This window comes from Streptomyces sp. NPDC012466 (genome assembly GCF_042955215.1).
Lineage (GTDB): Bacteria > Actinomycetota > Actinomycetes > Streptomycetales > Streptomycetaceae > Streptomyces.
Genome location: NZ_JBIBEQ010000001.1, coordinates 1,235,469 through 1,254,353, shown reverse-complemented (window position 1 = coordinate 1,254,353; position 18,885 = coordinate 1,235,469). Strand labels below are relative to the sequence as shown.

The 18,885-nt window shown below is 73.0% G+C and carries 17 protein-coding genes and 1 pseudogene; 5 read left to right on the top strand and 13 right to left on the bottom strand.

Annotated elements, in window-relative coordinates:
- Nucleotides 1-16: 16 nt before the first annotated feature.
- The 8 genes from ACFY9E_RS05605 to ACFY9E_RS05570 all read right to left on the bottom strand — a co-directional run bounded on the left by ACFY9E_RS05605 (nucleotide 17) and on the right by ACFY9E_RS05570 (nucleotide 8,304).
- Nucleotides 17-727, bottom strand: coding sequence for a phosphoadenylyl-sulfate reductase (locus ACFY9E_RS05605; RefSeq protein ID WP_390979579.1), 711 nt, complete (start codon nucleotides 725-727; stop codon nucleotides 17-19).
- Nucleotides 724-912 (bottom strand): hypothetical protein, encoded by a 189-nt coding sequence (locus ACFY9E_RS05600; protein ID WP_390979577.1) that lies wholly within the window; start codon nucleotides 910-912, stop codon nucleotides 724-726. Before ACFY9E_RS05600 ends, ACFY9E_RS05605 begins: the two co-directional genes overlap by 4 nt.
- Nucleotides 909-2,606 carry a nitrite/sulfite reductase gene (locus ACFY9E_RS05595; protein ID WP_390979575.1) on the bottom strand — a complete coding sequence of 566 codons (1,698 nt, stop codon included), beginning with the start codon at nucleotides 2,604-2,606 and terminating at the stop codon, nucleotides 909-911. Before ACFY9E_RS05595 ends, ACFY9E_RS05600 begins: the two co-directional genes overlap by 4 nt.
- A 182-nt stretch (nucleotides 2,607-2,788) precedes the next feature.
- Nucleotides 2,789-2,872, bottom strand: coding sequence for a putative leader peptide (locus tag ACFY9E_RS05590; protein WP_311241247.1), 84 nt, complete (start codon nucleotides 2,870-2,872; stop codon nucleotides 2,789-2,791).
- Nucleotides 2,873-3,000: 128 nt separating this feature from the next.
- Nucleotides 3,001-3,573 carry a GNAT family N-acetyltransferase gene (locus tag ACFY9E_RS05585; protein ID WP_390979573.1) on the bottom strand — a complete coding sequence of 191 codons (573 nt, stop codon included), beginning with the start codon at nucleotides 3,571-3,573 and terminating at the stop codon, nucleotides 3,001-3,003.
- A 67-nt stretch (nucleotides 3,574-3,640) separates the two neighbouring features.
- Entirely contained in the window at nucleotides 3,641-4,951 is a 1,311-nt protein-coding gene (locus tag ACFY9E_RS05580) for a hypothetical protein (RefSeq protein WP_390979571.1), read from the bottom strand.
- 175 nt (nucleotides 4,952-5,126) lie between these two features.
- Nucleotides 5,127-6,404 (bottom strand): GAF domain-containing protein, encoded by a 1,278-nt coding sequence (locus ACFY9E_RS05575; protein ID WP_390979569.1) that lies wholly within the window; start codon nucleotides 6,402-6,404, stop codon nucleotides 5,127-5,129.
- Between the two features lie 262 nt (nucleotides 6,405-6,666).
- A complete protein-coding gene (locus ACFY9E_RS05570) occupies nucleotides 6,667-8,304 on the bottom strand; it encodes an acyl-CoA dehydrogenase family protein (protein WP_390979567.1) in 1,638 nt (545 codons plus the stop codon).
- Nucleotides 8,305-8,414: 110 nt separating this feature from the next.
- Here ACFY9E_RS05570 and ACFY9E_RS05565 point away from each other — a divergent pair, with 110 nt between their 5' ends.
- Nucleotides 8,415-9,596 (top strand): YhjD/YihY/BrkB family envelope integrity protein, encoded by a 1,182-nt coding sequence (locus tag ACFY9E_RS05565; RefSeq protein WP_390979565.1) that lies wholly within the window; start codon nucleotides 8,415-8,417, stop codon nucleotides 9,594-9,596.
- Nucleotides 9,597-9,608: 12 nt separating this feature from the next.
- Here ACFY9E_RS05565 and ACFY9E_RS05560 read toward each other — a convergent pair whose 3' ends face one another.
- On the bottom strand, nucleotides 9,609-10,478 hold the full coding sequence (locus ACFY9E_RS05560) for an NmrA family transcriptional regulator (RefSeq protein WP_390979563.1): 870 nt from the start codon (nucleotides 10,476-10,478) through the stop codon (nucleotides 9,609-9,611).
- An 81-nt stretch (nucleotides 10,479-10,559) separates the two neighbouring features.
- On the opposite strand from ACFY9E_RS05560, the gene ACFY9E_RS05555 reads away from it, so the two are divergent.
- Nucleotides 10,560-11,531 (top strand): cupin domain-containing protein, encoded by a 972-nt coding sequence (locus ACFY9E_RS05555; protein WP_390979561.1) that lies wholly within the window; start codon nucleotides 10,560-10,562, stop codon nucleotides 11,529-11,531.
- Nucleotides 11,532-11,637: 106 nt separating this feature from the next.
- Nucleotides 11,638-12,321: pseudogene (locus ACFY9E_RS05550) on the top strand (helix-turn-helix domain-containing protein); the annotation flags it as partial.
- On the opposite strand, the gene ACFY9E_RS05545 reads toward ACFY9E_RS05550, so the two are convergent.
- Nucleotides 12,307-12,711, bottom strand: coding sequence for a VOC family protein (locus ACFY9E_RS05545; protein WP_390979559.1), 405 nt, complete (start codon nucleotides 12,709-12,711; stop codon nucleotides 12,307-12,309). The pseudogene ACFY9E_RS05550 and the gene ACFY9E_RS05545 sit on opposite strands and share 15 nt — an antisense overlap.
- A gap of 145 nt (nucleotides 12,712-12,856) precedes the next feature.
- Here ACFY9E_RS05545 and ACFY9E_RS05540 point away from each other — a divergent pair, with 145 nt between their 5' ends.
- Nucleotides 12,857-13,510 carry a ThuA domain-containing protein gene (locus tag ACFY9E_RS05540; protein ID WP_390979557.1) on the top strand — a complete coding sequence of 218 codons (654 nt, stop codon included), beginning with the start codon at nucleotides 12,857-12,859 and terminating at the stop codon, nucleotides 13,508-13,510.
- A gap of 198 nt (nucleotides 13,511-13,708) precedes the next feature.
- On the opposite strand, the gene ACFY9E_RS05535 is transcribed toward ACFY9E_RS05540, so the two are convergent.
- The 3 genes from ACFY9E_RS05535 to ACFY9E_RS05525 all read right to left on the bottom strand — a co-directional run bounded on the left by ACFY9E_RS05535 (nucleotide 13,709) and on the right by ACFY9E_RS05525 (nucleotide 16,768).
- The gene (locus ACFY9E_RS05535; RefSeq protein WP_390979555.1) at nucleotides 13,709-14,131 is read right to left on the bottom strand and encodes a Rid family hydrolase; all 423 of its coding nucleotides are present in this window, start codon (nucleotides 14,129-14,131) and stop codon (nucleotides 13,709-13,711) included.
- Between the two features lie 105 nt (nucleotides 14,132-14,236).
- The gene (locus ACFY9E_RS05530; protein ID WP_390979553.1) at nucleotides 14,237-15,367 is read right to left on the bottom strand and encodes a TolB family protein; all 1,131 of its coding nucleotides are present in this window, start codon (nucleotides 15,365-15,367) and stop codon (nucleotides 14,237-14,239) included.
- A gap of 357 nt (nucleotides 15,368-15,724) precedes the next feature.
- Nucleotides 15,725-16,768 carry a substrate-binding domain-containing protein gene (locus ACFY9E_RS05525; protein WP_390979551.1) on the bottom strand — a complete coding sequence of 348 codons (1,044 nt, stop codon included), beginning with the start codon at nucleotides 16,766-16,768 and terminating at the stop codon, nucleotides 15,725-15,727.
- Nucleotides 16,769-17,261: 493 nt separating this feature from the next.
- Here ACFY9E_RS05525 and ACFY9E_RS05520 point away from each other — a divergent pair, with 493 nt between their 5' ends.
- Nucleotides 17,262-18,866: a carboxylesterase family protein gene (locus ACFY9E_RS05520; RefSeq protein ID WP_390979549.1), complete on the top strand. Its 1,605-nt coding sequence runs from the start codon at nucleotides 17,262-17,264 to the stop codon at nucleotides 18,864-18,866.
- The last annotated feature ends 19 nt before the right edge of the window (nucleotides 18,867-18,885 follow it).

Genomic DNA, 18,885 nt, shown 5'->3' with positions numbered 1-18,885 from the left:
TCCTGAATCGTCGTCGTCATCCGTGCAGCCCGCACTCGGTCTTGCTGCGGCCCGCCCAGCGGCCGGCGCGCGCGTCCTCGCCCTCCAGGACGCGGCGGGTGCAGGGGGCGCAGCCGACGGAGGCGTAGCCGTCCATCAGCAGGGGGTTCGTCAGGACGCCGTGCTCGGTGACGTACGCGTCCACGTCGTCCTGGGTCCAGCGGGCGATCGGCGAGATCTTGACCTTCCGCCGCTTCTCGTCCCAGCCGACCACCGGGGTGTTCGCCCGGGTCGGGGACTCGTCGCGGCGCAGACCGGTCGCCCACGCCTGGTAGCCCTTCAGGCCCTGCTCCAGCGGCTGCACCTTGCGCAGCTTGCAGCACAGGTCGGGGTCGCGGTCGTGCAGCTTCGGGCCGTACTCGGCGTCCTGCTCGGCGACCGTCTGAACGGGGGTGAGCGTGATGAGGTTGACGTCCATCACGGCCTCGACCGCGTCGCGGGTGCCGATGGTCTCCTCGAAGTGGTAACCGGTGTCGAGGAAGACCACGTCGACGCCGGGCATGGCGCGGGAGGCGAGGTGGGCGACCACCGCGTCCTCCATCGAGGAGGTCACGCAGAAGCGCTTGCCGAACGTCTCCGCCGCCCACTGGAGGATCTCCAGCGCGGAGGCGTCCTCCAGCTCACGGCCCGCCCGCTCGGCGAGCCGCTTCAATTCCTCGGCAGTGCGCTCTTCCTGAACGGTCGTCATATCTGTGCCCCTCCGGAATCGGATCGCTTCAGCCCCTGGGCCAGCAGCCCGAGGAACTTCAGCTGAAAGGCCCGGCTGCACGCCGCGCATTCCCACGCGCCGTGCCTGCCCTCGGCGGCCTCGCTCGGACGCAGGTCCTCGTCGCCGCAGTAGGGGCAGTAGAACGGTGCCGCCCGCTCGCTCACGACAGGGCCTCCTCGCTGGCCCGCGACGCCCAGGCGGCGAACCGCTCGCCGTCCTCGCGCTCGGCCTGGAACCGCCTCAGGACGCGCTCGACGTAGTCCGGGAGTTCCTCGGAGGTGACCTTCAGACCGCGCACCTTGCGGCCGAAACCGGCCTCCAGGCCCAGGGCGCCGCCCAGGTGCACCTGGTAGCCCTCGACCTGCTCGCCCTGGTCGTTGAGCATGAGCTGGCCCTTGAGACCGATGTCCGCCACCTGGATACGGGCGCAGGCGTTCGGGCAGCCGTTGAGGTTGATGGTGAGCGGCTCGTCGAAGTCCGGCAGACGGCGCTCCAGTTCGTCGATCAGCTGCGAACCGCGCTGCTTGGTCTCGACGATGGCGAGCTTGCAGAACTCGATGCCGGTGCAGGCCATGGTGCCGCGCCGGAAGGAGGAGGGCCGGGCGGTGAGGTCGAGCGCCTCCAGCGCCTCGACGAGCGACTCGACCTGGTTCTCCTCGACGTCGAGGACGATCATCTTCTGCTCGACGGTGGTGCGCACCCGGCCCGAGCCGTGCGCCTCGGCGAGGTCGGCGATCTTGGTGATCGTCGCGCCGTCGACGCGTCCGACGCGCGGCGCGAAGCCGACGTAGAACCGGCCGTCCTTCTGCCGGTGGACGCCGATGTGGTCGCGCCACAGCTGGGACGGCTGCTCCGGGGCGGGGCCGTCCACCAGCTTGCGCTTCAGGTACTCGTCCTCCAGCACCTGCCGGAACTTCTCCGGACCCCAGTCCGCGACGAGGAACTTCAGGCGGGCGCGGGTGCGCAGCCGGCGGTAGCCGTAGTCACGGAAGATCGAGATGACGCCCTCGTAGACGTCCGGGACGTCGTCGATGGACACCCAGGTGCCCAGACGCACGCCCAGCTTGGGGTTGGTGGACAGGCCGCCGCCGACCCACACGTCGAAGCCCGGGCCGTGCTCGGGGTGCTTCACGCCGACGAACGCGACGTCGTTGATCTCGTGCACCACGTCCAGCACCGGCGAACCCGAGATGGCCGTCTTGAACTTGCGGGGGAGGTTCGAGTACGCCGGGTTGTTCAGGACGCGGCGCTTCATCTCCTCCAGTGCCGGGGTGGCGTCGATGATCTCGTCCTCGGCGATGCCCGCCACCGGCGAGCCGATCATCACACGCGGGGTGTCGCCGCAGGCGGTGACCGTCGACAGGCCCACGCCCTCCAGCCGGTTCCAGATCTCGGGCACGTCCTCGATGCGGATCCAGTGGTACTGGACGTTCTGCCGGTCCGTGATGTCGGCGGTGCCGCGCGCGAACTCCTGCGAGATCTCGCCGATGACCCGCAGCTGCCGCGTGGTCAGTGCCCCGCCGTCGATCCGGACGCGCAGCATGAAGTACTCGTCGTCCAGCTCCTCCGGCTCCAGAATGGCCGTCTTGCCCCCGTCGATGCCGGGCTTGCGCTGGGTGTACAGCCCCCACCAGCGCATGCGGCCGCGCAGATCGTTCGGGTCGATCGAGTCGAAGCCCCGCTTGGAGTAGATCGTCTCAATGCGTGTCCGCACATTGAGACCGTCGTCGTCCTTCTTGAACTGCTCGTTGCCGTTCAGCGGGGTGTAGTGCCCCGCGGCCCACTGGCCCTCACCGCGGTGACGGCTCACCTTGCGGCGGGGAGTCGCGGCGGCAGGCTTCTGCGGGGTGGCGGCCATGGTTGATACGTCCTTCGGACAGGCAATGGGTAGGGGGCGGCGCGCAGCGCCGTCGTTGAGGGGTGGCGGTCGGGTGACGGGAGGGAGGCTCTGACCTGCGCGTGCGCGCATGGGCATACGTGCGCGTCATTGCGCGGGAAAGGAAGAGGAGAAAGGGGATGTCGGACGCGGGCTGAGTACGCTCAGTGCGCCGGACAGATGGCGCTGGACATGCGGCCGAGGTCGACGTGCCGCCGACTCACCAAGGCAATTCCAGTTCCGGACATGACGAAAGCGTGTCACGGCGATCTGGACACAGTCCAGCTTCGTCCAAGATGCGGACACCCTTGTCTCGCAGAGCAAGACAAGGGTGTCGTGGGTCACATCGTGGGCGCCGCTGAGGAGTCCGTCCAGGTCAGACGGGGAACGCCCCAGGCCACGGTCCCGGAGCGGCGGCCTCCGCCTCTTCCTCGACCTTGGTGTCGAACAGCTTGAAGCCCCGCCGCAGGTAGTTGTCCATCGCGTGCTCGCCGTCCTTGCTGCAGGTGTGCAGCCAGACCCGCTTCGTCGGCGCCAGTCCCGCCCAGCGCTCCGCGAGGTCCCAGGCCCGGGCCGCACCGCACGACAGCAGGTGCCCGCCGATGCGCCGGCCCCGGAAGGCGGGCAGCAGCCCGAAGTACACGATCTCCACGACCGCGTCGTCCTGCGCCTCCAGCTCCACGTACCCCGCGGGCGTGCCCCGGTCGTACGCCACCCACGTCTCCACGCCGGGCCGCTCCAGGTGCTCCACCCACCGCGCGTACGACCAGCCGAGCCGGTCCGTCCAGAGGATGTCGCCGCCCACCGACGCGTACAGGTACCGGCTGAACTCGGGCGAGGGCACCTCGGAGCGGACGACCCGGACATCCCCGTCCGGCGCGGCGGCCGGCAGCAGGTCGGTCGGGGCGGTCTGCTCCAGGGACCAAGTGGTCACGGCGATGGTGGTCATACGGGCCAGAAAATCATCCGGCCCACCGGTCTGTCGATCGGCCCGGCGTCCCCGCGAGCGGCGCCCGTCAGTCCAGCGCCCGGTCGATCGACGTCAGCGGCAGCGCGAACAGCGTCCGCCCCGACTGGGACCAGACCTCGCCGGTCTCCTGCCAGTAGGACAGGGAACCGGAGTCGCCGCTCCAGCAGTGCCGTGTCTCGTCCGTGCCGCACTCCGTCGCCCGCGCGCCCTTTGTGTCCTGGCGCCACAGCGTCCCGTGACCGCCCGGGTCGCCCGCCGTGCGGTCCAGATACCAGCCCGAGCGGTGCGCCAGCACGCCCCGCACACCGGTCGTCTTCGTCTCGTACGCCTCGACCGGGGCCGCCCGTCCGGAGGAGTCCGTGCTGAGCAGGCCCGAGCGGGCCGGGTCCCGGCTCAGCGCGTAGCGCCACAGCCGGGTGCGCCGGTCATCGTCCGCGGGCACCCACTCGCTCGCGACCAGACTGTCGGGGGAGGTGCTGCGGTCCAGGGAGACGGTGGCCGGGCGGGACACGTCGTCACCGCCGGGCAGGGTGTACGAGGCCACGGCGGGCAGCACGTACCGGTAGCCGTGCGCCGCCCAGCCGCCCCGGACCCGGCCGACCGCGTCGGACTCGACGGTGGCGCGCTGGATGCGGTCCATGTCGTACACGTACAGCGCGTCCCGGTCGCGCTCGCGGGTCGTCACCAGCAGCTTGTCCTGGTACCAGACCATGCCGGACAGCGGGGAGATGAGGCCCCGGTAGTCCTGCCCGCCGTCCACCGGGACGGCCAGCAGGGCCCAGGTGTAGCGCAGCCGGGCGGAGTCGTTCGCGTCGACGAAGGCGACCTTGGCCAGACCCTGCCCGGGAGCCGGGCCGTCCATGGACCCGCCCCCGGCGGCGCCGCGGGTCCAGCCGGAGAGGATCACGCGGTTGCCGCCCCAGCGGCCGTCGTCGTCCGCGTCGCCGGAGGTGGTGACCGCGCCGGCCCGCCAGCCCCGGGTGTCGGAGCCGCCGAAGCAGTACGCGCGCGTGGCCGCCGGCTCCACCGGCAGGCTGTGCTTCGCGGCCGTAGAACAGTGGGCCGCGTCCCGCAACGGGAGGTCGGCGCCCTCGAGCACCGTGCCGACGCCCACGGGCCGGCCCATCTTCGACGCCAGCCGGTCCAGCCACCGCCCGGGCACCCGGTGCTCGGCCAGCGGCAGCCGCCCGCCCTCGTCGGACGCGACCGGCCTGAGCGCTCCGGGAGCATCGGCGACGGTGGCCTGCGAGGCGCTGATCAGGGTGGCGGCGGCGGTGAGCGCGAGGGCCGTCCCGGCCAGGGTCGCGCGCAGCGCCCTGCCCCGCCTGCGCCGCCGGTGTCTGCCGCGATGCTTCATGACGTCCTCCCGAGACGGACCAACTGCGCCTGGTGATCCGTACGTTGACGGAGGAGCAGGTGGGGTGGCCCGTAGAGGGATGCTACGGCAGGTAAGCGGTGCGGGGGACGAAGACCCTGCAAATATGCGAAAGATGCACCCCTCGGGGCGGCTTGTACGGCACGCGCAGTGAACCTCAGGGCGTCGATGCGGACCCGCGCTGCCCGCTCACCGCCGGTGCCGTCGAGTGCGGCAGCAGATTCCGCGGGTCGTCCGGAAGCAGCACCTCCACCTCGGCGTCCTCCGCGAACCGGTACGGCCGGTGCTCCAGGAACGCCCCCAGATACCGCCGCACCCGCGACATCTCGGCGCGCACCGTGACCGTGCGGGCCGGGTCACCGAACACGTCCCCGGCCAGGCCCGACGCGCTGCGGCCCGAGCGGTGGACGGCGAGGAGATACAGCAACTCCGCGTGCCGGGGGCTCAGTTCCCTGGTCCACGAGCCCGCCCCGCCGTGCACCTCCACCGACCAGTGCCGCGCCTGCCTGAGGTCCAGCACGATCCGGGCCGGACCGCGCGGCACCGGCTCGTCGGCGGCCGCCGAGAGCAGCCAGCCCCCGGCCAGCGGCTCCACCCAGCACACCCCGAGCGCCGGCAGCCATCTCGGGCCCGGCGACAGCGACTTCGGCAGGGCCACCCGGCGCACGTACGGCATGCCGCCGACCGCGGCGGTCCAGCCGTCCGGATCGACGGCCAGGGCACGGCCGCCGACCCGGGCCAGCACCGGCGCCGCCACCGCCCGCAGCCGCTCCAGCGACTCCACGTGCATCTCCCGCAGCCGCGCCTCGGCCAGTTTGGCCACCGAGCCGACCCAGGCGAGCGTGGCCGGATGCATCGTCTCCAGCGGCCCGCTCACGTCCACCACACCGAGCAGCCGGCCGTCCCGCGGATCCGTCAGCGGAGCACCCGCACACGTCCACCCGGCCTGCGAGCGCACGAAGTGCTCGGACGCGAACACCTGCACCGGCCGGCGCACCACCGCCGGGGTGCCCACACCGTTCGTGCCGACGACGTCCTCACGCCAGTCCGCGCCGAGTTCGAAGCCGAGCCCGTCGGCCTTGCGCAGCACCGGCGGACTGCCCTCGCGCCACAGCACCCTGCCGTCCTCGTCGGCCACCACCATGATGTGGTGGGCGACGTCCGCGGCCGCCAGCAGCCCCTCCCGCAGCACCGGCAGCACATGGCGCAATACCGACGCCTCGCGCCGCCGCTGCACCTCCTCGCGGGACAGCAGATCCGCCCGGAAGTCGTGGTCCGGGTCGACGCCGCTGCGCAGCATCCGCTCCCAGGACCGCTCGATCACCGGACGCGGCGCCATCGGAGCGGGCTGCCCGGCCAGCCGGGCCGAGCGGACCTCGCTGAGGACCCGGGCCGCGCGCGAGCTGTCCACGGCGGCCAAGTGCGTGACGTCCATACGCGGTGCGCCCCCCGGAGTCGCTTTCGACTGTCCGTCTCATAGTGCCGCCTGCCCGAGGGGTGCGCGCACGGTCCGCACACAGTCAGCAGCAAGTTGCAACCCCTTGCAACCCTGGTGGCACGGACCGGCCGTGTCCGAAACTTGAGCGGCGCCGTCCCGAGCGGCGTTCAGTGGCTCGAACGGGCCAGTGCGGCGGGGGTGGTGCCGTGTCGGCGCAGCACCACCCCCGCTTTTCCCGTACCCGGAACGGCGGACCGGGTCAGGACACCGGCCGGGCCCGCTCCACCACCGACGCCAGGTCCAGCGTGTGCGGAAGCGTCCCGAAGACCGCGCCCCCGTCGCCGCCGAGCCGCCCCGCGCAGAACGCGTCGGCGACCTGCGGCGGCGCGAAACGGACCAGCAGCGATCCCTGGAGCACCAGCGCGATCCGCTCCGCCAGCCGCCGCGCCCGCCCCTCCACACCCTCCAGATCGGCGAGTTCGGTCAGCAGGTTCTTGATGGCCGCGTCGAGGCGGTGATCGGCGCCGCGCGCCTGCCCGACCTCCCGCAGATACGCGTCCAGCGCCCCCGGCTCCCGCTGCAACGCCCGCAGCACGTCCAGCGCCTGGACATTGCCCGCGCCCTCCCAGACGGAGTTCAGCGGCGACTCGCGTACCAGCCGCGGCATTCCGGACTCCTCCACGTACCCGTTGCCGCCGAGGCACTCCGCCGCCTCCACGGCGACGGACGGGCACCGCTTGGTCACCCAGTACTTGGCGGCCGGCACGGCGATCCGCAGCAGCGCCCGCTCCCGCTCGCCCCCGTCGTCGCAGGCCGCCGCGAGCCGCAGCGCCAGGGTCGTCGCCGCCTCCGACTCCAGTGCCAGGTCGGCCAGGACGTTGCGCATGAGCGGCTTGTCGACGAGCTTCCCGCCGAACGCCTCGCGGTACGTGCAGTGGTGCACCGCCTGCGCCACGGCCTGCCGCATCAGCCCGGCCGAGCCGAGCACGCAGTCCAGCCGGGTCGCCGCGACCATCTCGATGATGGTGCGCACCCCGCGCCCCTCCTCGCCCACCCGGCGCGCCCAGGTCCCCTCGAACTCGACCTCGCCCGAGGCGTTCGACCGGTTGCCGAGCTTGTCCTTGAGCCGCTGGATCCGGAACACGTTGCGCGTGCCGTCCTGGAGCACCCGCGGCACCAGGAAACAGGTCAGTCCTCCCGGAGCCTGCGCCAGCACCAGGAAACCGTCGGACATGGGCGCCGAGCAGAACCACTTGTGCCCGGTCAGCTCGTACGTCCCGTCCTCGGCGAGCGGCCGGGCCGACGTGGTGTTCGCCCGGACGTCGCTGCCGCCCTGCTTCTCCGTCATGCCCATCCCGAACAGCACCCCCGCCTTGAGGTGGGCGGGCCGCAGCTCACGGTCGTAGACCATGGACGTCAGCCGCGGTTCCCACTCGGCGGCTAGGTCCGGGTCATGGCGCAGGGCGGGCACCGCCGCGTGCGTCATGGACAGCGGGCAGCCGTTGCCGGCCTCGACCTGGGTCCACACCAGGAAGGCGGCGGCCCGCCGCAGATGCCCGGCCGGCCGGTCCCACGCCGCCGTCAGACCGGCCGAGACGCCCTTGCCGAGCAGCCGGTGCCAGGAGGGGTGGAACTCGACCTCGTCGACGCGGTTGCCGTACCGGTCGTGCGTGAGCAGCCGGGGCGGGTTCTCGTTCGCCAGCCTCCCCCACTCCTGCACCTGGGCCGAGCCGGAGGTCCGGCCGAGCGCCGTCAGCTCGCCGAGGACCTCCTCGCGCAGCTCCGGGTGGTCGAGGTGCCGGCCGACCGCGCCGGCCAGGGCCCGGTCGGCGGAGAAGACGTCGTAGCCGACCAGCGGCGGGACCTGGTTCGTCACGGTGTGGGTGCTGCCTGCCATGCTGCGAAAGTACCCCGCGGTAGCACCTTGGCACCCGGCGGACCCGGGCCGGTCCGCGAAGACCCGGCCTGTGGGTGAGTGGGGCCGGGCACGACGGATACCGTTAGGGGGTGCAGCCAGCAAGTGAAACCCCCGACACGCCCTCCGGGCGCCTCCACCGGGCGCGGGCCCTCTACCGGAACGTCTCCAAACGCAGGACCGCCTGGCTGTTGCTCAAGGACACCGTCAACTCCTGCGTCGAGTACCGCATCCTGGGCCTCGCCGCCGAGGCCGCGTTCTTCACGCTGCTGTCGGTGCCGCCGCTGCTGCTGAGCATGATCGGACTGCTCGGCTACGTCGACGCCTGGACCGGCGCCGACACCATCGAGAGCCTCCAGACCAACCTCCTGGAGGCCTCCCGCACGGTCCTGTCCGACCAGGGCGTCCGCGAGATCGCCCAGCCGATCCTGCACGACGTGATGAAGGGCGGCCGGCCCGACGTCATCTCCATCGGCTTCCTGTTCGCCCTGTGGTCGGGCTCCCGCGCGGTGAACGTCTTCATCGACACCATCACCGTGATGTACGGCCTCGACGGTGTCCGGGGCATCGTCAAGACCCGCCTGATGGCGTTCCTGCTGTTCATCGTGGCCCTGCTGATCGGCTCGGTCGCGCTGCCGCTGATGGTGGCCGGGCCGGACGCGGTGGTGCGGGTCGTGCCGTGGTCGACGACGGTCGTGCAGGTCCTGTACTGGCCGGTGGTGATCCTCCTGTCGATCGCCTTCCTGACAACGCTGTACCACGTGTCCGTCCCGGTCCGTTCCCCGTGGATCGAGGACGTGCCCGGCGCGCTGGTCGCCCTCGGCATGTGGGTGCTCGGCAGCTTCCTGCTGCGGATCTACCTGACCAGCACGGTGGAGGGCCCCACGATCTACGGTTCCCTCGCCGCGCCCGTCGCCGTGCTGCTGTGGATCGGCGTGTCCGCGTTCGCCGTGCTCGTCGGGGCCGCCGTCAACGCCGCCATCGACCGGGTCTGGCCGGCCGCCGCCACCGCCGCGGCCCGCGAGGCCAACGAGCGGCTGCGGCAGGCCCAGGTCGCCGAGTACGTCGCCCGCGCCAGCGCCGCGGGCGAGGCCGATCCCGACATGCCCTCCGAGTTCCCGGAACGCTGGTCCCGCTTCCTGCCGCCGGAGGACGTGTCGGCCCGGCTGCGCACCCACGTGAAGAACCCCCACGTGAAGAACCCCCACGTGAAGAACGCCCATGTGAAGACCACCCAGGTCAACGGGGAGGGACAGCCGCCCGAGGAGAAGTGACGGACGCCGGTCTCAGGCCTTCCAGGTCCCGGCCGCCGCCTCCTCGCGCACGAAGTCGCCGAAGTCCCGGGGATCGCGGCCCAGGACCTCCCGCACCCCGCCGGAGAGGTGGGCGTTGCGGCCGTCGAGGAGGGTGCCGAAGATCTCCGTCATCCCCGCCACCTCCTCCGGCGGCACACCGAACCCCACCAGCGCCTCCCCGTAGTCCCGCGTCGAGACGGCCCGGTACGTCAGCGGACGCCCTGTCGCCCCGGCGATCTCCGCGACGGCCTCCCCGAAGGTCAGCAGCCGCGCCCCGGAGAGGGTGAGGGTCCGCCCCACGTACCGTTCGCCGGACGTCAGCGCGGTCACCACCACGTCCGCGATGTCCCGCACGTCGAGGAACGGCTCCCGCACCTCGCCGGCCGGGAACACCAGCTCCCCGCGCTCCCGCAGCTCCGCCACCAGCGGACCCTCGCTGAAGTTCTGCGCGAACCACGCGGCCCGTACGACCGTCCAGTCCGCCCCCGACGCGTGCAGCGCCTCCTCGGTGGGCAGGGCCTGGTCCTCGCCGCGCGCGGACAGCAGCACCAGCCGCCGCACCCCGAGCCCGACCGCCTCCCGCGCGAGGGCGCCGACCGCCTCGGCGGCACCCGGAGCGCCGACGTCCGAGGGGTGGACGAGGTAGGCCGCGTCGGCGCCGCGCAGGGCGTCCGCCCACGTCGAGCCGTCCCACCAGTCGAAGCCGGTCGTGCGCGACGCCGCCCGCACCGTGAGCCCGGCCGCCGCCGCGGCCCGCGCCACCCGGCTGCCGGTACGCCCCGAGGCGCCCGTCACCACCACCGTCATGCCCTGCGGGTTCCGTACCGTGTTCCGTGCCGTGTTCTCCGCCGTGTTCGTCATGCCGACGAGTCAACTGCCGTACACCGCACGGAACCATCGCTGAACGGCTCATTCCCATACGCCCGCGTCTACGCTGGCCCCATGGACGCGCCCCCACGCTCGGACACCCTCACGCGGGGGGACCCCCTCGCAGGCCTGCTGGAGGGCCCCCGCGCGCGGGGCGCGTTCATGATCAGGGCCTGTTTCGACCCGCCGTGGGCGGTGCGCGTGGAGGACCGGGCCCCGCTCACCGTGATGCTCGTCGTCCGCGGCGAGGCCTGGATCGTGCCCGGCCGGGGCGAGAGGGTGCGGCTCGCGGCCGGGGACCTCGCCATCGCCCGCGGCCCCGATCCCTACACCTGTGCCGACGCCCCCGACACGGCACCGCAGGCGGTGATCCTGCCGCACCAGGAGTGCCGCTACCCCGACGGACGGCCGCTCAACGGCTCCATGGACCTGGGCGTCCGCAGCTGGGGCGACCGGCTCGACGGGGCCACCGTGATGCTGATCGGCACCTATCCCATGCAGGGCGAGATCGGCGGGCGGCTGCTGGACGCCCTGCCGCCCCTGCTCGCCCTCACGTCCGACGTGTGGGACTGCCCGCTCACGCCGTACATCACCGAGGAGATCGTCCGGGACGAACCCGGCCAGGAGGTCGTCCTGGACCGCCTGCTCGACCTGCTGGTCATCGCCGCGCTGCGGGCCTGGTTCGCACGCCCCGAGGCGGAGGCACCGGCCTGGTACCGGGCCCTCGCCGACCCGGTCGTCGGCGGCGTGCTGCGCCTGCTCCAGGACGACCCGGCCCACCCCTGGACCGTCGCCGCGCTCGCCGCGAAGGCCGGGGTGTCCCGTGCCGCACTGGCCCGCCGTTTCACCGGCCTGGTGGGCGAACCCCCGATGTCCTACCTCACCGGCTGGCGCCTCGCCCTGGCCGCCGACCGCCTGCGCGACTCCACCGACACCCTCGACGCGGTGGCCCGCAGGGTGGGCTACGGCAGCGCGTTCGCCCTGTCGACGGCGTTCAAGCGGGTGTACGGGGTGAGTCCGGTGGAGTACCGGGGGCGGGTGGCGTAGATCGCCGGGCCCGGACGCGCCGCCGTGCCGCGCGTATCGGGGGCGCGGGGCGGCGCGACGCACCGCACCCGCGCCGGCCCCCGTGTCGCGGCGTAGCCTGGCCCTCGTGTACGTGGAGCGGGCGTCGCGGCTGCCGGGGGCGGTCGTGTGGACCAACACCCCGTCCCGGCCCGGAGCGGGACGGGTCCTGCCCGACGGGTGCATGGATCTGCTGTGGCACGACGGGCGGCTGCTGGTCGCCGGGCCCGACACCCGCGCCCACCTTCCGGACGGTGCGACCGGCCCCTGGGCCGGCGTCCGTCTCTACCCGGGCACGGCCCCGGCGCTCCTGGGCGTGCCGGCGCACGAGCTGCGCGACCGGCGCGTCGAGCTCGCCGACCTGTGGCCGGCCGCGCGGGTGCGCCGGCTGGCCGACCGCGTGAACGCGGCCCGCGACCCGGCGAGCGGCCTGGAGGACCTGGCGCTGCGGCAGGCGGCCGGCACCGAACCCCCTGACCCGCTGCTCCGGCAGATCGTCACCGCCCTCGACGCGGGCCGTTCGGTCGCCGCCACCGCCGACGCGCTGGGCGTCGGCGCCCGCAGGTTGCACCGCCGCTCGCTGTCCGCCTTCGGCTACGGCCCGAAGACCCTGGCCCGCATCCTGCGGCTGAACCGCGCCCTCGCACTGGCCCGGAGCGGTGTGCCCTTCGCGGAGACGGCCGCCCGGGCCGGTTACGCCGACCAGGCCCATCTGGCCCGTGACGTGAGGGAGTTGTCCGGTCTGCCGCTGGGGGAGCTACTCGGCCGCGGTGGCCAGCGGGGCGAACAGGTCCACCCCGTTGCCGTCCGGGTCGAGCACGATGGCGTACCGCTGACCCCAGAAGGCGTCCCACGGCTTGAGCTCGCCGTGGTACCCGGAGCCGGTCAGCTCCTCGTACAGGGCGTCCACCTCCCGCGGCCCGTCGCACCGCAGAGCCAGTGAGGTCCGGCCCCCCGGGGCGGGCGGCCGCCACTCGGGCAGGAAGGAGCGGACCGTCTCCTCGGTGTCGAACATCAGCCGCAGCCCGCCGGGCAGTCCGGCCTCGGCGTGCGGCTGTTCCTCGGCGCCCGCCGGGAAGGCGAACCCGAGCCGGCGGTAGAACGCGACGGAGGCGGCCATGTCGGAGACGACCAGGCCGATGGCATCGAATCGTGCAGTCATGGAGCCACCGTAGGCAGACCCGCACCGCCCGGTCTTGAACGAATCGGACACCCCGGTCCGGCCGTGCCGGGCGGTGCCGGGCCCGAAAATTTCGGTCGCCGCACGGGCCTGCCCGGCGGCCTCGGATCTCCTAGGTTCGGATGTCATGGCACCACGACTGCTCGTCCACACCCGCACCACCGGCTACCGGCACGACTCCATCCCGGCCGGCATCGCCGCCCTGCGCACCCTCGGGGACTTCGACGTCGACGCCACCGAGGACCCGGCGGCCCTCGAACAGCCCCTGGACGTCTACGCGGCCGTGGTGTTCCTCTCCACCAGCGGCGAGATCCTCACCCCGGACGGGCGCGAAAGGCTCGCCGCCTACGTGGAGTCGGGCGGCGGCTTCGTGGGCGTGCACGCGGCGGCCTGTACGGAGTACGACTGGCCGTACTACGGCGAACTGCTCGGCGCGTGGTTCGCCCGGCACCCGCTCCACCAGCCCGGCAAGGCCGTCGTCGAGGACCACGGCCATCCGGCGACCCGGCACCTGCCCGCCGTCTGGGACTTCACCGACGAGTGGTACGACTTCCGCACCAACCCGCGCGGCAGGGTCCGCGTCCTGGTCACCGCCGACGAGTCCTCCTACGACGGCGGCGGCATGGGCGCCGACCACCCCCTGGTCTGGTGCCGCGACCACGGTGAGGGCCGCGTCTTCTACACGGCCCTGGGCCACGCCTGCGAGGCCTACGAGGATCCCGCCTTCCGCGCCCATCTCCTGGGCGGCATCACATGGGCGGCCGGACTCCCGCTGCCCTGAGCCACCGGTGTTCGCCCTGCCGCGCCCGCCTGCCGCCGGTCCCCGACCCGGGCGGGTCCACCGGCGACCCGCCGCCCGCCCGGGACGCCGAAGCCCCGGGCGTGAACCGTCCCTGGGCGGTCCGGGGACGCCGGCAGGGCTCGGACATCCGTGCTACCAGGGGCCGGCGTCCCGTGCGCCCCGCGAGGGCCGAGTCCGTCAGGCCCCCTGCGGATCCACGGGCCGTACCGCGACCGCGTCGACCTCGAACAGCATCCCCGGCAGCGCCAGCGCGGCGACCCCGCTCAGCGTCTGCGCCGGGAGCCGCTCCCCGAAGCGGCTGTGCAGGGCCTTGCCCAGGATCTCCAGCTTGCCCGGGTCGTGGTCCACGATGAACGTGCCGAGCCGTACGACGTGTTCGTAGCCGAGACCGACCCCCTCCAGGGCCGAGCGCAGCCGGTCGAAGGCCAGTTCCACCTGCGCCGCGAAGTCTCCCGGCACCGGTGCGCCGGTGGCGTCCGAGGCGTACTGGCCGCCGATGAAGACGGTTTCACCCGGTGCCGACACGGCGTGGCTGTAGCCGAAGGGCGTGGGGTCGTGGAGAGTGGCCGGGTTGGTGATCGTGCGCGAGTCGCGCGTCATGACCGGCGCTCCTTTCGCTGAGTACGGCCGCCGCCACACCGACGGCTGACCTGGCGCTCCAGCCAACTCCCCCCACCCATCGGCGTATTCCCCGCCGAGGCACCGTCAGCGCACGCGCACCACGAACGCCTGCCGCTCGCTGAAGGCGTTCTCCCCCTGGAGGTCCAGCCGGTCTCCGTCGAAGGCCACGACACGGCCCCGGGCGTCGATGGACGGATGGGCCGCGGGGCGTTGGTTCACCGTGCCGTCGGGGCGGGCACTGATCAGGTCAACCCGGCCGGTGCGCAGATCACGTAGGTAGACGACCTGGCGCGGGCGCTGACCGACGTCCGATTCGTAGACGGCGAAGACGATCCGCCGAGCGTCCGCGCTCGGCCGGCCGCTGTGCGTGGCGTAGCCCGCCTTCGGCCCCAGGACGTGCCGAAGCGTCCCCCGCCGGACGTCCCGTACGAAGACGTCCCCGGTGTCGCTCGTCCCTCCGGCCGGCAGTGTGAGGCACTTCCAGCGGAAGACGACATGCCCGCCGTCGGCGCTGATCGCGGGGGCGCTGACTCCGTTCTCCGCGGGATCCCCGGCGCAGTCGGCGTCCGCGCGGACCCGCTCGCCCGTCCGCCGGTCGAGCACGTACACGCCCTCGTGCTCCTCGCCGGGATCCGTTCCGGCGTCCCACACGACGTAGGCGACGCGGCTGCCGTCTCGGCTCAGGGTGGGGGAGGCGAGGCTCTGGTTTCCGCTGGGCAGCGGGTGGTCGATCCACGAACCGGTATCCCGCAGGAGATCCCGCACGTAGACGCGGAACCGGTTGCCGGACACGTCGGCCGGCCGCCCGGTGAAGGTCACGTAGCGTCCGTTTCCGCTGAGAACCGGTGTCGGCACACTGCGCAGGGCCGGGTCGGCCGTCTCGTCGATGCGTTCGGTCCGGCCCGTCCGGCTGTCGTGCACGAAGGCCGGGAGTCGCGCGTTCTGAGGCGGCGGCCAGGTGTCGGGTGCCAGCGCCGCGAATGCCACCCGGGTGCCGTCCGCGCTGATCGACGGCGTTCCGAACTCCACCTCCTCGCCCTGCCCGTCGGGGACGTCACTGACCCAGCGGAGCCTCCCGGTCCGCAGGTCCTTCACATAGACGTCGGCGGTGCTGTCGGTGTCGCCGGGCGCCAGGTTCGTGGCCCACGACAGGAACGCCACGTGCCTGCCGTCGCCGCTGACCACGGGATACGCCGAAGCGCCGTTCCCCTTCACGCCGTCGGCTGTGACATCGACGTACTCCAGCCCCGGTCTGGGCCGGGACGCCCCTGCGGGCACTGCCGACGTCGCGGCGCACACCGAAGCCACGGCCACGACGACGGCCGTTCGTAACACAGAACGCATTCTTCCCCCCGGTCGGCAAGGCCCCCGCCCCGCGGCAAGGGGCCGGTCCCCATGCAACGGTCCCGTCCGCCTCGGGTCAATGCGTCCATTTCCGTACAACCCGAACGCGTGATCGACCGTCCGTGCCCGTGAAGCCGTGAAGCCGTGAAGCCGTGAAGCCGTGAAGCCGTGAAGCCGTGAAGCCGTGAAGCCGTGAAGCCGTGAAGCCGTGGAGACGAACAGCGCCTCCTATGGTCGCGGCGCCGCCGTACTCGACCGTTCCACCAGGCGCGTCGACAGCTCCGTGCGCGTGGACTCCGGATGATGGCCGTCCATCAGGCGCAGCAGCGACCGCAGGGCCGTCGCGGCCATCTCGGACAGCGGCTGGCGGACGGTGGTCAGGGCGGGGGAGGCCCAGCGGGCCTCGGGCAGGTCGTCGAAGCCGACCACGCTGATGTCGTCCGGGACCCTCAACCCCCTTTCGGCCAGGGCCGCGTAGACACCCAGCGCCATCCGGTCCGAGCAGACGAAGACGGCGGTCGGCGGCTCGGGCAGGTCGAGGAGCTCCAGCATGCGGCGGTGGGCGACACTCTCGTCGAAACCGGCGTGCCGGACGTACTCGGGGCGGTGCCGGACCCCGGCCGACGCGAGCGCCGAGCGGTACCCGGCGACCCGGGCGCTGCTGCACATCGTGCGGCGGGGACCGGCGATGACGGCGACCCGCTCGTGCCCCAGCGACAACAGATGCTCCGTGGCGGTCAGACCGCCCTGCCAGTTCGCCGCCCCCACCGAGACCACGCCCTCCGGCGGTTCCTGCACCGGGTCGATCATCACGAACGGGATGCGGTGCTGCTCCAGCCACGCGTACTGCGAGTCGCTGAGCTCGGCCAGGTTGAACAGGACCCCGGAGGAGCCCCGGGCGACCAGCTTGTCCAGCCAGCCGCGCTCCGGGCGGCCGACCCGGGAGCGGATCAGCGCCGCCGACACCACGACCTCCAGGCCCGCGTCGTGAGCCGCCTCCTCCGCACCGTGCAGCACCGCACCCGACCAGGAGCTCTCCAGCGAGTGCACGACCAGATCGATCAGCCGGGGTGGCTTCGCCGCGTCGAAGCGGGGTCTGCGCACGTACCCGAGCCGGTCGAGCGCCTCGGTCACCCGGCGGCGGGTCTCGGGGGCCACGTCCTCGCGGCCGTTGACCACCTTCGACGCGGTCGGCACCGACACCCCCGCCTCGCGCGCCACGACCGCCAGCGTCGGACCGGCCGTCACGCTCGCACTCGCCGTACGGACCATCGGGAACCCACCTCTCCGGCCCGCCCGTGGGCCGTGGAAAGTTTCGACCAGCGCTGCACACGGCGGTCACGAGGTCCGACCGGGCAGAAAGCGCTTCCTACTGTAGGTGCGGTGCAGGACGGCGGGAAGACAACTGAATTCTTTGCTTCGCGCCGGGCAAAACTTTCGAAACGCCGAACAACGCCCGCAGCCGGGTGTGCAGTTCAGCCGAAACCCGGTGAAGTCCGCCGTGAACGAGGCGTCGACGAGGTCCCGGGCGTGGATGCCCGGCCTCCGGCAACGGCACCTCCGGGTCGCCCGGGTGGTCGGCAGCGGCAGGTCGTCGAGTTCGTACGGACCGGGCGGCTCCCTGGCGCGAGCCGCCCGCACCCCGTCCGGCACGCTGATGTACGCCACATGGCGGTACCACCCGCTCGTGCACCGGAATACCGGGCCACCATGAGTTGCTCTGATCTTCACGGTGCACGAGCGCGGTGAGGGGGCTGGTGGACGTATGACGGCAGACCAGGCGGACCCCGTGGTGAGGACGCCCCACGGTGCCCTGCGGGGCCGGTACGAGCGCGGGGTCGCGGTCTTCCGCGGCATCCCGTACGCCGCCCCGCCCTTCGGCCCCCGCCGTTTCCGCCCGCCCGTGCCGCTGCCGCCCTGGGACGGCGTCCGCGACGCCGGCGTCTTCGGCCCGACCTCACCGAAACCGCCGTACTCCGAGGCCTTCGCCCACTACCTGTCCGACCCGGTCGTGCCCGGCGACGACTGCCTCAACCTCAACGTCTGGACGCCGCAACCCGACCCCGGAGCCCGCCTCCCCGTCCTCGTCTGGCTGCACGGCGGCGCCCTGACCAGGGGCTCCTCCGCCGTACCCGTGTACGACGGTCACGCCTTCGCCCGCGACGGCGTGGTCTGTGTCTCCGTCAACTACCGGCTGGGCGTCGAAGGCTACGGGCTGTTCCCGGACACGCCCCCGAACCCCGGGCTGCGCGACCAGATCGCCGCCCTGACCTGGGTGCACGAGGCCATCGAGGCGTTCGGCGGCGACCCCGGCCGTATCACCCTCTCCGGCCAGTCCGCCGGAGCCATCAGCGTCGGTGCCCTCCTCGCCGCCCCGCAGACCCAGGGGCTGGTCCGCCGGGCCGTCCTGCAGAGCGGTCCGCCGGAGGCGTCCGAGCGGGCCAAGGTGCGGCGGATGGTGCGCCGGATGGCCTCCCGGCTGAAGATCCCCGCCACCGCCGAGGCCTTCGCCGCCGTCGACCGCGACCTGCTGCTGCGCACCCAGGCCGACGTGGGGAAACTGGGCAGCCCGGTGGTCGGCGGACCCGCCTTCGGCCTCGTCGTCGACGGTGACGTCGTCCCGCGCGACCCGCTGGAGGCCCTCACGGAGGGCGGCGCCGCCCCGGGCGTCGAACTGCTGCTGGGCTGGACCCGCGACGAGTACCGGCTGTGGCTGGTGCCGGGCGGCCTGCTGGAGCACGTCGACCGTCTCGGAGCCGTCGCCCTCGCGGGCGCCATGGCCCGCTGTCGCTGCGGCAGCGAGGTGCCGCGCGGCTACCGCACCCTGCATCCGGAGGCGGGCACGGCGGACCTCGTCGGCCAGCTCGTCACCGACCACCTGCTCCGCATCCCCCTGCACCACCTGGCCGACGCCCGTACCGATCCGTCGTACGTCTACGAGTTCGCCTGGCCCTCGAACCTGCCCGGCCTCGGCGCCTGCCACGCGCTGGAGCTGGGCTTCGTCTTCGACACCGGAGACGTCGAGGAGTCCCGGAAGCTGGCGGGGGAGGGGGCGCCGCAGGACTTGGCGGACGCGATGCACACGGCCTGGGTGCGGTTCGCGACGGACGGCGACCCGGGCTGGGAGCGCTGGAACGACGAACACCCGGTGCGGGTGTTCGGAGACCGCGCGCCCGACGCCGAGGACGGCCTGGCCTACACGGTCCACGGCCCCCGCGACCGGGAACTCGCCCTCTGGCGGGCCGATGCCCTCAGGCCCCCGGAGCCCCCGCCCGTGTCGATCCCGTCCGACGGTTCGCCCACCCGCAGCACGGAACTGCGATCGGCCGTACGACGCCTCCGCCGCTCCGGGGCACTCCGCCGGCACTGACGTCCTTCGCGCCGCCGGG